The following is a 13,851-nucleotide window of genomic DNA, read 5'->3' as shown; positions in this document are numbered from 1 at the left end:
GAGGAACGGGGTGCGTACGGATCAGAGACTTCCGGCCATACCGCTCGCCATCCCGCCCGGGATGCCGCCCGCCATTCCGTTGGCGAGTCCCTTGGCCATCTCCTCTTCGATCTCCTCGGACATGTCCTCGGTCAGATTGCACTCCGTACCGGGAATGCCCAGGTCCTGGGCCCGCTTGTCCGCCATCGCGAGGAGGCGGCGGATACGGCCCGCGACCGCGTCCTTGGTGAGCGGCGGGTCGGCGAGCGCGCCCAGCTCCTCAAGAGACGCCTGCTTGTGCTCCATGCGCAGCCGTCCTGCCGCGGCGAGGTGCTCGGGCACCTCCTCGCCGAGGATCTCCAGCGCGCGCTGCACCCGGGCGCCGGCGGCGACGGCGGCGCGGGCGCTGCGGCGGAGGTTGGCGTCGTCGAAGTTGGCGAGCCGGTTGGCGGTGGCGCGGACCTCGCGGCGCATCCGCCGCTCCTCCCAGGCCAGTACGGACTCGTGCGCGCCGAGCCGGGTCAGCAGGGCGCCGATGGCGTCGCCGTCCCGTACGACGACCCGGTCCACGCCGCGCACCTCGCGCGCCTTGGCGCCGATGGAGAGCCGGCGGGCCGCGCCGACCAGGGCGAGCGCCGCCTCGGGGCCCGGGCAGGTGACCTCCAGCGAGGAGGACCTGCCGGGTTCGGTGAGGGAGCCGTGCGCGAGGAAGGCCCCGCGCCAGGCCGCCTCGGCGTCGCAGGTGGCCCCCGAGACCACCTGAGGGGGAAGTCCCCGGATGGGGCGGCCGCGGCCGTCCACGAGCCCGGTCTGGCGTGCGAGCTGATCGCCGCCCGCCACCACCCGTACGAGATAGCGCGAGCCCCTGCGCAGACCGCTGGGGGCCATCACCACGAGCTCCGAGCTGTGCCCGAAGATCTCCAGGATGTCCTTCTTGAGCCTGCGTGCCGCATAGCTGGTGTCCAGCTCCGCCTCGATCACGATGCGGCCGCTGACCAGATGCAGCCCGCCCGCGAACCGGAGGATCGCCGAGACCTCTGCCTTTCTGCAGCAGGTCCGGGTGACGGGGAGCCGGGAGATTTCGTCCTTCACCGCTGCCGTCATCGCCATGGGCCGATCCTTCCATGCATCCGAAAAATACGGTCGTACGCGGCTGCCAGGAGCTCCGGGTCGTGCTTGGGGGCTCCGTCGGGCCGGGCCACCGGCGCCAGCTCGACCGTCGCACCGAACCGTTTCGCGGCATCGGCGAGTGAGGGAAGGTCGGGCACGGCGGCCTGGTCGGCCAGCACCACGTCGAGGGCGAGTTTAGGGGCGTGTCGGGCCAAAACCTCCAAATGACGTTGCGGTGAAAAGCCCTCGGTTTCGCCCGGTTGGGGGGCCAGATTGAGGGACAGGATCCGCCTCGCCTTGGTCTCCACCAGGGCATCGAGCAGTTCCGGCACCAGCAGGTGGGGGATCACCGAGGAGAACCAGGAACCGGGTCCAAGAACCACCCAGTCGGCGTCAAGAACCGCCGCCACCGCCTCCGGAACCGCGGGCGGATCGTGCGGTACGAGGTGCACCGACTGGACCTCGCCGGGGGTCAGCGCCACCGTCGCCTGCCCCCGGACGGTGTCCACGGCGTCCGGGCGAGCCGGGTCGTGGCCGCGTACGAGCGCCTGGAGCTCCAGCGGGACCGCCGACATGGGCAGCACCCTGCCGTGCGCCCCGAGGAGCTTGCCGACCAGGTCCAGGGCCTGGACGTGGTCGCCGAGCTGCTCCCACAGGGCGACGATCAGCAGATTGCCGACCGCGTGCTCGTGCAGGTCGCCCTTGGACTGGAAGCGGTGCTGGATGACGCGGGACCAGGTCTGGCCCCAGTCGTCGTCGCCGCACAGGGCGGCGAGGGCCTTGCGCAGGTCACCGGGCGGCAGGACGCCCAGCTCCTCCCGGAGCCGGCCGCTGGATCCTCCGTCGTCGGCGACGGTGACGACCGCGGTGAGGTCGCCGGTGATGCGCCGCAGTGCGGCGAGCGATGCGGACAGGCCCATGCCGCCGCCGAGGGCGACGACCTTGGGCGTGGCGCCGCGCCTGCCGCCGCGTGCGGCGCGCGGGGCCGGCTCGCCGCCGAGCCCGGGGGCGACCCGGCGCAGGCGGCGGAGCCGGACGGTGCGGTTGGTCACTCGCGCCCCATGTCCCGGTGTACGACGACGGTCTCGACGCCCTCGGTGGACAGGCGGGCGGCCAGCTTCTCCGACACGGCGACGGAGCGGTGCTTGCCGCCGGTACAGCCCACTGCGATGGTGACGTAGCGCTTGCCCTCGCGGCGGTAGCCGGCCGCGATCAGCTGGAGCAGCTCGGTGTAGCGGTCGAGGAACTCCTTGGCGCCCGGCTGGTTGAAGACGTAGCCCGACACCTCCTCGTTGAGACCGGTGAAGGGGCGCAGCTCCGGGACCCAGTGCGGGTTGGGCAGGAAGCGGCAGTCGACGACGAGGTCCGCGTCGACCGGCAGGCCGTACTTGTAGCCGAACGACATGACGGTGGCGCGCAGCTCCGGCTCCTCGTCGCCGGCGAACTGGGCGTCCATCTTGGCGCGCAGCTCGTGGACGTTGAGGCTGGAGGTGTCGATCACCAGGTCGGCGTCGCCGCGCAGCTCGCGCAGCAGGTCGCGCTCGGCCGCGATGCCGTCGGTGATGCGGCCGTCGCCCTGGAGGGGGTGCGGGCGGCGGACCGACTCGAAGCGGCGGACCAGGGCGTCGTCGGAGGACTCCAGGAAGACGACGCGCCGGGTGACGCCCTTGGCGTCGAGGTCGGCGAGGGACTCGCGGAGGTTGTCGAAGAAGCGGCGGCCGCGGACGTCGACGACGACGGCGATGCGCGCCACGTTGCCCTGGGAGCGGGCGCCGAGCTCCACCATGGTGGGGATCAGCGCGGGCGGCAGGTTGTCGACGACGAACCAGCCGAGGTCCTCCAGGCACTTCGCGGCGGTGCTGCGGCCCGCTCCGGACATGCCGGAGATGATGACCAGCTCGGGGATGGGCGTCTCGGCCGCCTCGGGGGCCTCCCGCGTGGTGCCCGTACTCACGTGTGCTCCGTCTCGCTCTCGGTCGTGGGTGGTGTCCAGATTCTGGTCAGCGGCCTGGTCGTGGCCCTGCTCAGGTTCTGGGCTCTGCTGGGTGCTCTGTTCGGTCATGCGTCGTTCCCCCGTTCTGCGACGGGGTCACCGCGGGTGCGGTGTCCTCGTCGTCCTCAATGATCTCTCCTGTCGCCGTGTTCACGGCGGGTGCGGCCGGGGCCGCTGCAGCGAGGGCCGCGGCGACGGTCTCGGCCGTCTTGCGGCCTATCCCCGGAACCTCGCAGATCTGGTCAATTGTGGCGGACCGGAGCTTCTTCACCGAACCGAAGTGTTTGAGCAGGGCCTGCTTGCGGGTCTCGCCGAGGCCCGCGACCTCGTCGAGGGGCCCGGCGCGGAACCGCTTGGCCCGTTTGCTGCGCTGGTAGGTGATCGCGAAGCGGTGGGCCTCGTCACGTACGCGCTGGAGGAGGTAGAGGCCCTCGCTGCTGCGGGGCAGCACCACCGGATCGTCGTCGTCGGGCAGCCAGACCTCTTCGAGGCGCTTGGCGAGACCGCAGACGGCGACGTCGTCGATGTCGAGCTCGTCGAGGGCCCGCTTGGCCGCGGCGACCTGCGGCTGGCCGCCGTCGACCACCACGAGCTGGGGCGGGTAGGCGAAGCGCTTGGGCCTGCCGTCGTCCGCCTCGGCCTCGGTCTCAGGCACCTCGCCCCCCACCCTTCCCCAATCTCTCGGCTCCGCTCGATCAGGGGAGACCCCATCCCCCGTCTTCTCCTTGGCCGCCAGGTAGCGCTTGAAGCGGCGGGTGATCACCTCGTGCATGGACCGGACGTCGTCCTGGCCCTCGAAGCTCTTGATCTCGAAGCGCCGGTACTCGCTCTTGCGGGCGAGGCCGTCCTCGAAGACGACCATGGACGCCACCACATCGTCGCCCTGGAGGTGCGAGATGTCGAAGCATTCGATGCGCAGCGGTGCGCCGTCCAGGCCGAGGGCCCCGGCGATCTCCTCCAGGGCACGGGAGCGGGTGGTCAGGTCGGAGGCGCGCTTGGTCTTGTGCAGGACGAGGGCCTGCTGTGCGTTGCGCTGGACCGTCGCCATGAGGTCCTTCTTGTCGCCGCGCTGCGGGATGCGCAGCGAGACGTTCGCCCCGCGCTTGTCGGTCAGCCACTGGTTGACGGCGGCGGTGTCGTCGGGGAGCGCGGGGACGAGGACCTCCTTGGGGACCGCGTCGCCCTTCTCCTCGCCGTACAGCTGCTGGAGGGCGTGCTCGACCAGGCCTGCCGTGTCGACGTTCTCCACCTTGTCGGTGACCCAGCCGCGCTGGCCGCGCACGCGTCCGCCGCGGACGTGGAAGATCTGCACGGCGGCTTCGAGCTCGTCCTCGGCGAGGGCGATGAGGTCGGCGTCGGTGGCGTCGGTGAAGACGATCGCGTTCTTTTCGAGGGCCCTCTTGAGGGCCTCTATGTCGTCGCGGAGGCGGGCGGCCTTCTCGTACTCCATGTCCTCGGCGGCGATCATCATCTGCTGCTCGATGCGCTTGAGGTACGTGCCGGTGCGGCCGGCCATGAAGTCGCAGAAGTCCTCGGCCAGTTCGCGGTGCTCCTCGGGGGTGACGCGGCCGACGCAGGGGGCGGCGCACTTGCCGATGTAGCCGAGCAGGCAGGGGCGGCCGATCTGGGCGGAGCGCTTGAACACCCCGGCGGAGCAGGTGCGTACGGGAAAGACGCGGAGCATCAGGTCGACGGTCTCGCGGATCGCCCAGGCGTGGCCGTACGGGCCGAAGTAGCGCACGCCCTTCTTCTTGGGGCCGCGCATCACCTGGACGCGGGGGAATTCCTCGTTCATGGTCACCGCGAGGGACGGATAGCTCTTGTCGTCGCGGTACTTGACGTTGAAACGGGGGTCGAACTCCTTGATCCAGGAGTACTCCAGCTGGAGCGCCTCGACCTCCGTGGACACCACCGTCCACTCGACGGACGCGGCGGTGGTGACCATCGTGCGCGTCCGGGGGTGGAGGTTGGCCAGGTCCTGGAAGTACGAGGACAGGCGCGGGCGCAGGCTCTTCGCCTTCCCGACGTAGATCACCCGGCGGTGCTCGTCGCGGAACTTGTAGACCCCCGGCGAGTCGGGGATCTGGCCCGGCCTGGGCCGGTAGCTGGAGGGATCTGCCATGTCGAACAGCCTACTTGCGGGCACCGACAGTCGGGGTGCCCCCGGGTGGGGCACCCCGACCTGCGCACCGTGCGGTGCGGTGACGTGCGGTGACGTGACGTGCGCGCGGTGACGTGGGGTGTGGTCGCGTGCGCGCGGTCACGTGCGCGCGGCGACGGCTATCCGCGCGTCTCCGGGCGGCGGCGCAGCCGTACGACGGTGAGGCCCGCGGCGGCGAGGAGCGCGGCCGCCCCTCCGGCGGCCAGCGGGGCCGCCGGCATGCTGTCGTCCGTGGCGGCGACGGACACGGCGGCGGGAGCGGCGGCAGGGGCGTCGGCAGCGGGGGCGCCGTAACCGCCCGCCTTGCCCTGCTTGGCGTACGGGCTGCCGGGGAGCTTGTCGCCGTACGCCCGCTGGACGCGGTTCTGGTACGCGGCGAGGGTGGCTCCCTTGGCCCCGACGGCGCGGGTCGCGTCGTCGTCGAGGGGCAGCACCCGCGCGTCGTCGTGGACGTACCAGGCGTCGGTCTGGGGTTCGCGGAAGACGGTGCCGCCGGGGAGCTTGCGGGCGCCGTCCGCGGCGTAGCGGGTCTCGTCGTCGCCGGTGGCGATGTTGACGACCTTCCAGGCGGTCTTCCCGGCGCCCTCTTGAGGTGCCGGTGCCATCCACAGGGACGCCTTCTGGCCGTCCGACGAGAGGGCGGTGGCGGCCAGGAAGTCGAGCCGGGAGACCGGGGCGTCCTTCTTGCCCGCGACGAACTCGGCGGACAGCGTGCGGACGGGGACCGTCGCCTCCTGCACCCGCGGGGCGGCCGCGCTGCGGGCGACGGCACCGTCCCTGGCGAAGAAGCGGGACAGGGTGTCGAGGGTGGCGGGGGCCGTCGCCGCCTTGTGGGCGGCGGCCTTCTGGGCGGGGGCGACGGGGTTCTCGTCGGCGCCCGCCTGGCCGGCGAGGCCGAGGACGAGGGTGACGGCGGCGGCCGCGACGGCTGCGGATCTGACGTGGCTGGTCATGCCGTGGAGGGTCATCGCGTCACGCCCCGATCTTGTAGAGCGAGTGGGTCCAGGAGAACTCGTTGTTGTTCACGTACCAGTCGTGCGAGGCCCAGTTGTAGCGGCTGTTGGTCTTCCACGGGTCGCCCCAGTAGACCCAGCTGTTGGCCGTGTCGTAGCCGTAGATGACGTGCATGTGGCCGCCGCCGCTGGACCACTGGATGCGGGTTTCGATCGGGCGGTCGGCGGATATCTCGGCCTGGACCGTCGGGTAGCGGAGCCACCCGGTCACGTACGAGCCGGGGTTGATGCCCGCCCAGTCGAGGCCGTCCTGGACATTGCCGAGGGTGGCCTGGTTGTTGGGGCAGACGGTGCTCTGGTTGCGGCCGAACGCGGCGTTGCAGAACTGGTTCTGGCTGTAGTTCTTGCCGAACCAGGTGGCGATGGTGTTTCCGGCCGCGGCCCAGCACCAGTTGGTCTTCTCCTGGGCCTGCATGGTGATGTTGAGGCGCTTGGCGGCGAGGAGCGGCGCCTGGGCGGCCGCGGCCTGCTGGGACCTGGCCGACGGGTCGTCGGGGGCGGGTGCGGCGGTGGCCGTCGCCGTGGGGACGGCGAGCAGCAGTGCCGCGGTGAGGACGGCCGGGGAGAGCCGTCTGAGGTTCCTGCGGGGACGGGTGGTGATTCGATCGCGCATCGCGGTCCTCCCGAGGCGGGGGGTTAGTTGGAGGAGCGCGTCCGGACGCTGCTGTGGAGCATCGGGTGTTGTCGAGTGCAGGTCAACACGCTTCAATGCGGGGTGACGCGGTGCTGTGAACGGAGTGGCCGGGATGTGAACGGCCCGGTCCCCGCCCACCAGCCCGCTTCGCCGAAGGTGGCACGCCGGTGCGGTCGGCCACCGTGAATGTTCACTGCCACCGGAGGAGCCGTGATGCGGCAGCACCCGACACCGGAAGCCGACGCCCTCTCGCCGGTGCACGCCGATCTGGCGCAGTTGCTGCGGACGGGACCGTTCCATCTGGCGCTGCGGGCCGCGCTCGCGGTGCGCGGGCTGCCGCTCCAGCGGGTGCAGCGCCATCTGGCGGACCGGGGCGTCAAGGTCGGGGTGACCAGCCTGAGTTACTGGCAGCAGGGAGCGCGGCGCCCGCAGCGGGCCGAGTCGCTGCGCGCCGTACGGGAGTTGGAGGGCGTGCTGAGGCTTCCCCCCGAGTCACTGATCCGGCTGCTGCTGGTGGACGCGGGGAACGAGCCGGAGCGGCCGACGGCGCGTGCGTACCGGGCGCTGGTGGAGGCGTCGGGCTCGGTGGAACTGCTGCTGTCCGAGCTGGAGTCCCCGGTCGACGGCGGGCTGCACACCGTCGGCCATCACGAGCGGGTGCGCATCGGGCCCGACCGGGAGCTGGTGGGGCGCGACTCGCAGCACGTGGTGCGGGCGCACCGGGACGGCGTCGACCGCTATCTGGCCGTGCACCACGGCGACCCGGGCTGCGACCCGTCCCGGGTGAGGGTGCGGGCCGGGGAGAACTGCCGTACCGGGCGGGTGCGGTGGCACCGGGAGACCGGGCTCGTGGTCGCGGAGATGCTCTTCGACGCACGGCTGCGGGACGGGGACACGTACTTCTTCGAGTACGGCTTCGAGGACGGCACCGGCGGGCCGAGCGGCGAGTACGTGCGCGGATTCAGCTTCGCGGCCGGGCAGTACGTACTGCAGGTGCACTTCGACGAGGCGGCGCTGCCGGTGCGGTGCCGCCGCTTCGCCCAGGCGACGGCCGGTGCGCCGAGGGCGGCGCGGCAGGACCTGACGCTGAGCGGGCGGCACGGCACGGTGCACTTCGTGCAGCAGGGGGTGCGGCCGGGGATCCTCGGGGTGGACTGGGACTGGGAGTAGCCCGTCGCAGCGGGAGTACCCCCGGCACAGTGGGAACAGCGGGAGCGGCCCCGGGGCCTCGCCAGTGGCCCGCCCCGGCGCCGCGGGGGTATCTCAGGCGTTCGGGCCCGCGATCAGCTTGCCGCCCTCGACCTTGACCGGGACGGCGGGCAGCGGCGCGGTGGCCGGGCCCTTGAGGGCCTTGCCGGTGGTGGTGTCGAAGCGGCTGCCGTGGCAGGGGCAGTTGCCCTCGTTCGCCTCGACCTTGTCCAGTACGCAGCCGGCGTGGGTGCACTGGGCGCTGAACGCCTTGTACTCCCCCTTGGCCGGGCAGCTCACGACGAGGCGCTGCTCGCGGTACAGCTTGGACCCGCCGACCGGCACGGCCGCCGCGTCGCCGAGGGCGACCGGTGCGGTGGGGGTCGGGTTCTGGGCGTGGCCGAGCTTGGACTCGGTGGAGCAGGCGGCGGCGCCGAGCCCGGCGGCCCCGGCGAGTGCGGCGCCCTTGAGGACGGTACGGCGGGCGGCGGACGGGCTGCCGGACATGGCGGTCTCCACGGGTGCGGTGCGGGCGGTGCGGCGGCGCGCTGCTGCACGTGGTGCGGCGGGTGCGCGGTGCGGGTCCGACGATACCTGTGGGGGGTGAGCGGGCCGGGCAGCGGGCGGGGGTTCGGGGAGTCCGGCCGCCGCCGCCCGTCGGGGGCGGGCGCGTGCGGGGGCGGAGGGTGCGGCTCCGCGCAGCCACAGCACGGGGGTGCCCTACACCCCCGGCACCGTTTCCGGCAGCTCCGTCCCGTCCGGGTCCGGAGTGCCGGGATCCACCGCCGGGCATGCCGTGCCCGCGGCCGGGAGCGTGCCGTCGAGGAGGTACGCGTCGGTCTTCTCGCGGATGCACGGGGACGCGGAGTACCCGCCGTGGCCCTCGCCGTCGTACCGCAGCACCACGGCCCTGCCGAGCCGCTTCGCGGTCTCCTCCGTCCACCGGTACGGGGTGGCCGGGTCGCCCTTGGTGCCGATCAGCAGCACCTCGGGTCCTGTGATCTTCTCCAGCTTGCGGATGTAGTCGGTACCGGCGGGCCAGCCGGTGCAGGAGAGCGCGCTGCCGACCATGTCGCGGCCGAAGACCGGGGACGCCTCGGTGAACTCCTTCTCGATCTTCGCCAGTTCGTCGTCGGAGACGGGGGTGCGGTCCGGGTCGTCGGCGCAGTTGACGGCGATCAGGGCTTCGTCGCCGTTGCCGTCGTCCTCCATGAGCCGGTTCAGGTCGGCCAGCAGGGAGGGGTCGTCGTCCTGGTCGATCATCGCGATGCCCTCGGCGAGCGCGGGCCACGCCTCGGCCGAGTACAGCGCGGTGGTCATCGCGCCGCGCAGGTCCTCGACGCCGAAGGCCGTGCCGTCCTCCTCCTTCGCGGGAGTGCGGGTGAGCCTGCCGACCACCCGGTCCACGGTGCGCGTGGCGTCCGCGGCGGTGCTGCCGAGCGGGCACTTGTCGCCGTTCTTCGCGCAGGCCGCGAGGAAGGCGTCGAACGCCTTCTGGAAACCGCGGGCCTGGTCGAGTGCGGAGGCGCGGGCGCCCTCGGTGAGCGTGTCCACGGCGTCGAGCACCAGCCGCCCGGAGCGGTCCGGGAACTGCGCCGCGTACACCGCACCGAGCCGGGTCCCGTACGAGATGCCCAGGTAGGCGAGCTTCTCGTCGCCGAGCGCCTGGCGCAGCACGTCCAGGTCGCGCGAGACGTTGATGGTGCCGACGTACGGCAGCAGCTTGCCGGTGTGCTTGGCGCAGGCCGTCGCGATGTCCTTGAGCCCCTTGACCAGCTCACCGTGGTCGAGGGAGCCGTCGGGCGGCGTCTGGGGTGCGCCGTCGCCCTCCTTCAGCTCCTCGTCGGCCTCCTTGCCGCACTTCACGGGGGCGCTGCGGCCGACGCCGCGCGGGTCGAAGGTGACCAGGTCGTAGCGCTTGCCGAGGCTCTTGTACGAGTCCTTGGCCTCGGCCAGGGTGGTCAGTCCGGACGCGCCGGGGCCGCCGAAGTTGAACACGAGGGAGCCGAGTCCGTCGTCGCCGGGGGCGGTGGCGCGGTAGCGGCCCACCGCGAGATCGAGGGTGCCGAGGGCGGTGTTCGCGTAGTCGACGGGCACGGTGAGGCGGGTGCACTCCATGCCTTTGAGGGCGTCGCCGCCCTTCTTCTGCTCCTCGCCCTTGCAGTCGCCCCAGGAGAGTTTCTGCTGGTAGAAGCGGGTGAGGTCGGGGGTGGGTGCCGGGTCGGCCGCGGTCGCGGGGCCGGTGGCGGTCACGGTTCCTGCGAGCAGGAACGCCGTACCGGCGAAGGCGGTCGCAGCGCTGCGTATGTGCATCCCGGGTGTGCCTTTCACGAGGCGGACCCCCCGGGTCAGCCTATGAGCGGCGGCCGGGAAACGCAGTGCGGGCCGGAAACGGGACACGCAGTGCGGGCGGGAAGCGGACAGTGCGGGCCGGGAGGCATGGCGCGGGCTGGCAAACGCAGTGCGGGCCGGAACCCACCAGGGGTCCGGCCCGCGTCTCCCGCCGCGTCTCCCGCTGCGTACGGATGCGGCTGCGTACCGCTCTCGTACGACCGACCGGTCTCAGGCCTTGCGGGCCCGTGTCGCGGTCTTCTTGGCCGGGGCGGCCTTCTTCGCCACGGCCTTCTTCGCGACCGTCTTCTTGGCGACCGTCTTCCCGGCTGCCGACTTCGCGGCCGCCACCGTCTTGGTCGCCGTCTTCCGGGCCGGAGCCTTCTTCTTCGGCGCGGCCGGGGTCGCGTCGCTGATCCGGCTCGGGTCGAGGATGTCCCGCAGGAACTTGCCGGTGTGGCTGGCGGGGATCCCCGCCACCTGCTCCGGGGTGCCCTCGGCGACGACCAGACCGCCGCCCTTGCCGCCCTCGGGGCCCATGTCGACGACCCAGTCCGCGGTCTTGATGACGTCGAGGTTGTGCTCGATGACGATCACCGAGTTCCCCTTGTCGACCAGACCGTCCAGGATCTTGATGAGCTTGCTGATGTCCTCGAAGTGCAGACCGGTGGTCGGCTCGTCGAGGATGTAGACGCTCCGCCCGGAGGACCGCTTCTGCAGCTCCGCGGCCAGCTTGACGCGCTGCGCCTCACCGCCGGAGAGCGTCGTCGCGGCCTGGCCCAGGCGTACGTACCCGAGGCCGACCTCGTTGAGGGTCTGGAGGTAGCGGGCGATGGAGGTGACCGGCTCGAAGAAGGCGAGGGCCTCCTCGATCGGCATGTTGAGCACCTCGGCGATGTTCTTGCCCTTGTAGTGGACTTCGAGCGTCTCGCGGTTGTAGCGGGCGCCGTGGCACACCTCGCACGGGACGTAGACGTCCGGCAGGAAGTTCATCTCGATCTTGATGGTGCCGTCGCCGGAGCAGTTCTCGCAGCGGCCGCCCTTGACGTTGAAGGAGAACCGGCCCTGCTGGTAGCCCCGGACCTTCGCCTCCGTCGTCTCCGCGAACAGCTTGCGGATCTTGTCGAAGACTCCGGTGTACGTCGCCGGGTTGGAGCGCGGCGTACGGCCGATGGGCGACTGGTCGACATGCACGACCTTGTCGAGGAGGTCGTCGCCCTCGACCCGCGTGTGCCGTCCCGGGACGCTGCGCGCACCGTTCAGCTCGCGTGCCAGGTGGGTGTAGAGGATGTCGTTGACCAGCGTCGACTTGCCGGAGCCGGAGACTCCGGTGACGGCGGTGAGGACGCCCAGCGGGAAGGTGACGTCGATGTCCCGCAGGTTGTTCTCACGGGCGCCGTGCACCGTCAGGTGCCGCGACGGGTCGACGGGACGGCGGACGTCCGGGGTCGGGATGACCCGCTTGCCCGAGAGGTACTGGCCGGTGATCGACTCCTTGTTGGCCAGCAGGCCCTTCATGGAGCCGCTGTGCACCACCTTGCCGCCGTGCTCGCCCGCGCCGGGACCGATGTCGACGATCCAGTCGGCGACCTTCATGGTGTCCTCGTCGTGCTCGACGACGATCAAGGTGTTGCCCATGTCGCGCAGCCGCACCAGCGTCTCGATGAGGCGGTGGTTGTCGCGCTGGTGCAGGCCGATCGACGGCTCGTCCAGGACGTACAGCACGCCGACCAGGCCGGAGCCGATCTGGGTGGCGAGCCGGATGCGCTGGGCCTCGCCGCCGGAGAGGGAGCCCGCGGGGCGGTTGAGCGACAGGTAGTCGAGGCCGACGTCCACGAGGAAGCGCAGCCGCTCGTTGACCTCTTTGAGGACGCGCTCGGCGATCGTCTTGTCACGGTCGTTCAGGGTGAGCTGCACGAGGAACTCGGCGCACTCGCTGATCGACATCGAGGAGACCTCGGCGATGGACTTCCCCATCACCGTCACCGCGAGGATGAGCGGCTTGAGACGCGTGCCCTCGCAGGTGGGGCAGGGGACCTCGCGCATGTAGCCCTCGAAGCGCTCCCGGCTGGAGTCGCTGTCGGACTCCGCGTGCCGCCGCTTCACGAACGGCACCGCGCCCTCGAAGGAGGTGGTGTAGGCGCGCTCGCGGCCGTACCGGTTGCGGTAGCGGACCTCGATCTGCGTCTTGTGGCCGTACAGCAGTGCCTTCTTGGCGCGCTGCGGCAGTCCCGCCCAGGCCATGTCCGTGCTGAAGCCGAGCTCGCTCGCCAGGGCGTTGACCAGGCGGGCGAAGTAGTCCTTGGTGTGGCCGTGCGACCAGGGGTGGATGGCGCCCTCGTCGAGGGACTTGTCCGGGTCGGGGACGATCAGCTCGGGGTCGACCTCCATGCGCGTGCCGATGCCGGAGCAGTCGGGGCAGGCGCCGAAGGGCGAGTTGAAGGAGAACGAGCGGGGCTCCAGCTCCTCGAACGACAGGTCGTCGTAGGTGCAGTAGAGGTGCTCGGAGTACATCCGCTCGCGGTCCGGGTCGTCCGCGTCGAGGTCGACGAAGTCGAGGATGACCATGCCGCCGGAGAGCCCGAGGGCGGTCTCCACGGAGTCGGTGAGCCGCCGCTTGGCGCTCTCCTTGACGGTGAGGCGGTCGATGACCACCTCGATGGTGTGCTTCTCCTGCTTCTTGAGCGTCGGCGGCTCGGTCAGCTGGATCGTCTCGCCGTCGACCCGGGCCCGGCTGTAGCCCTTGGTCTGGAGCTCGGCGAACAGGTCGACGAACTCTCCCTTGCGCTCGCGCACCAGCGGCGACAGCACCTGGAAACGGCTGCCCTCGGGCAGCTCCAGGACCTTGTCGACGATGGCCTGCGGCGACTGCCGGGAGATCGGCCGGCCGCACTCGGGGCAGTGCGGCTTGCCGATGCGGGCGAAGAGCAGGCGGAGGTAGTCGTAGACCTCCGTGATGGTGCCGACCGTCGAGCGCGGGTTGCGCGAGGTCGACTTCTGGTCGATGGAGACGGCGGGCGAGAGGCCTTCGATGAAGTCCACGTCCGGCTTGTCCATCTGGCCGAGGAACTGCCGTGCGTACGAGGAGAGCGACTCGACGTACCGGCGCTGCCCCTCGGCGAAGATCGTGTCGAACGCGAGGGAGGACTTGCCCGAGCCGGAGAGCCCCGTGAAGACGATCAGGGAGTCACGGGGAAGGTCGAGCGAGACGTTCTTGAGGTTGTGCTCGCGAGCGCCACGAACGATGAGACGGTCGGCCACGCCGGTTCGCACCTTTCTGGAGAAGAAGCAGGGTGCTGGGGCCCCGACCCGGCGGTCCGGCCGGATTCGGCATCTCAGCCTAGGGGGGTCCGTGCAGCGTTGTCCTGAGGATGCCTGCGTTGTTTCAAGGATGCCTGAGGCTCCGTTGTTCCCGTCGAGCTTATAGCACGTACATTCGATT

The 13,851-nt window shown here is 71.3% G+C and carries 10 protein-coding genes; 1 reads left to right on the top strand and 9 read right to left on the bottom strand.

All coding sequences use genetic code 11. The features are described 5' to 3' along the window. Positions 1–21: 21 nt before the first annotated feature. From whiA to ACH4SP_RS18275, 6 genes are all read right to left on the bottom strand, one after another. The gene (gene whiA / locus ACH4SP_RS18300) at positions 22–1,089 is read right to left on the bottom strand and encodes a DNA-binding protein WhiA (RefSeq protein WP_398415990.1); all 1,068 of its coding nucleotides are present in this window, start codon (positions 1,087–1,089) and stop codon (positions 22–24) included. After that, a complete protein-coding gene (yvcK, locus tag ACH4SP_RS18295) occupies positions 1,080–2,141 on the bottom strand; it encodes a uridine diphosphate-N-acetylglucosamine-binding protein YvcK (protein ID WP_398415988.1) in 1,062 nt (353 codons plus the stop codon). The genes whiA and yvcK overlap by 10 nt, the downstream gene beginning before the upstream one ends. Further along, entirely contained in the window at positions 2,138–3,151 is a 1,014-nt protein-coding gene (rapZ, locus tag ACH4SP_RS18290; RefSeq protein ID WP_398415985.1) for an RNase adapter RapZ, read from the bottom strand. Before rapZ ends, yvcK begins: the two co-directional genes overlap by 4 nt. Beyond that, positions 3,114–5,204: an excinuclease ABC subunit UvrC gene (gene uvrC, locus ACH4SP_RS18285; RefSeq protein WP_398415983.1), complete on the bottom strand. Its 2,091-nt coding sequence runs from the start codon at positions 5,202–5,204 to the stop codon at positions 3,114–3,116. Before uvrC ends, rapZ begins: the two co-directional genes overlap by 38 nt. A 158-nt stretch (positions 5,205–5,362) precedes the next feature. Beyond that, on the bottom strand, positions 5,363–6,196 hold the full coding sequence (locus tag ACH4SP_RS18280) for a hypothetical protein (protein ID WP_398415980.1): 834 nt from the start codon (positions 6,194–6,196) through the stop codon (positions 5,363–5,365). A gap of 19 nt (positions 6,197–6,215) precedes the next feature. Then, positions 6,216–6,869 carry a papain-like cysteine protease family protein gene (locus ACH4SP_RS18275; RefSeq protein WP_398415978.1) on the bottom strand — a complete coding sequence of 218 codons (654 nt, stop codon included), beginning with the start codon at positions 6,867–6,869 and terminating at the stop codon, positions 6,216–6,218. A 234-nt stretch (positions 6,870–7,103) separates the two neighbouring features. Between ACH4SP_RS18275 and ACH4SP_RS18270 the strand changes: the two genes are divergently transcribed. Beyond that, a complete protein-coding gene (locus ACH4SP_RS18270; RefSeq protein ID WP_398415975.1) occupies positions 7,104–8,060 on the top strand; it encodes a hypothetical protein in 957 nt (318 codons plus the stop codon). Positions 8,061–8,153: 93 nt separating this feature from the next. Here ACH4SP_RS18270 and ACH4SP_RS18265 read toward each other — a convergent pair whose 3' ends face one another. From ACH4SP_RS18265 to uvrA, 3 genes are all read right to left on the bottom strand, one after another. Beyond that, positions 8,154–8,585 (bottom strand): Rieske (2Fe-2S) protein, encoded by a 432-nt coding sequence (locus ACH4SP_RS18265; protein WP_398415973.1) that lies wholly within the window; start codon positions 8,583–8,585, stop codon positions 8,154–8,156. 213 nt (positions 8,586–8,798) lie between these two features. Next, on the bottom strand, positions 8,799–10,391 hold the full coding sequence (locus ACH4SP_RS18260; RefSeq protein ID WP_398415971.1) for an alpha/beta hydrolase: 1,593 nt from the start codon (positions 10,389–10,391) through the stop codon (positions 8,799–8,801). A gap of 249 nt (positions 10,392–10,640) precedes the next feature. Continuing rightward, positions 10,641–13,670, bottom strand: coding sequence for an excinuclease ABC subunit UvrA (gene uvrA / locus ACH4SP_RS18255; RefSeq protein ID WP_398415968.1), 3,030 nt, complete (start codon positions 13,668–13,670; stop codon positions 10,641–10,643). Positions 13,671–13,851: the final 181 nt, after the last annotated feature.

This window comes from Streptomyces sp. NPDC021093 (assembly GCF_044333135.1).
Taxonomy (GTDB): Bacteria; Actinomycetota; Actinomycetes; order Streptomycetales; family Streptomycetaceae; genus Streptomyces.
The sequence above is the reverse complement of the archived record's forward strand: the minus strand, read 5'-3'. Positions and strand labels throughout refer to the sequence as shown.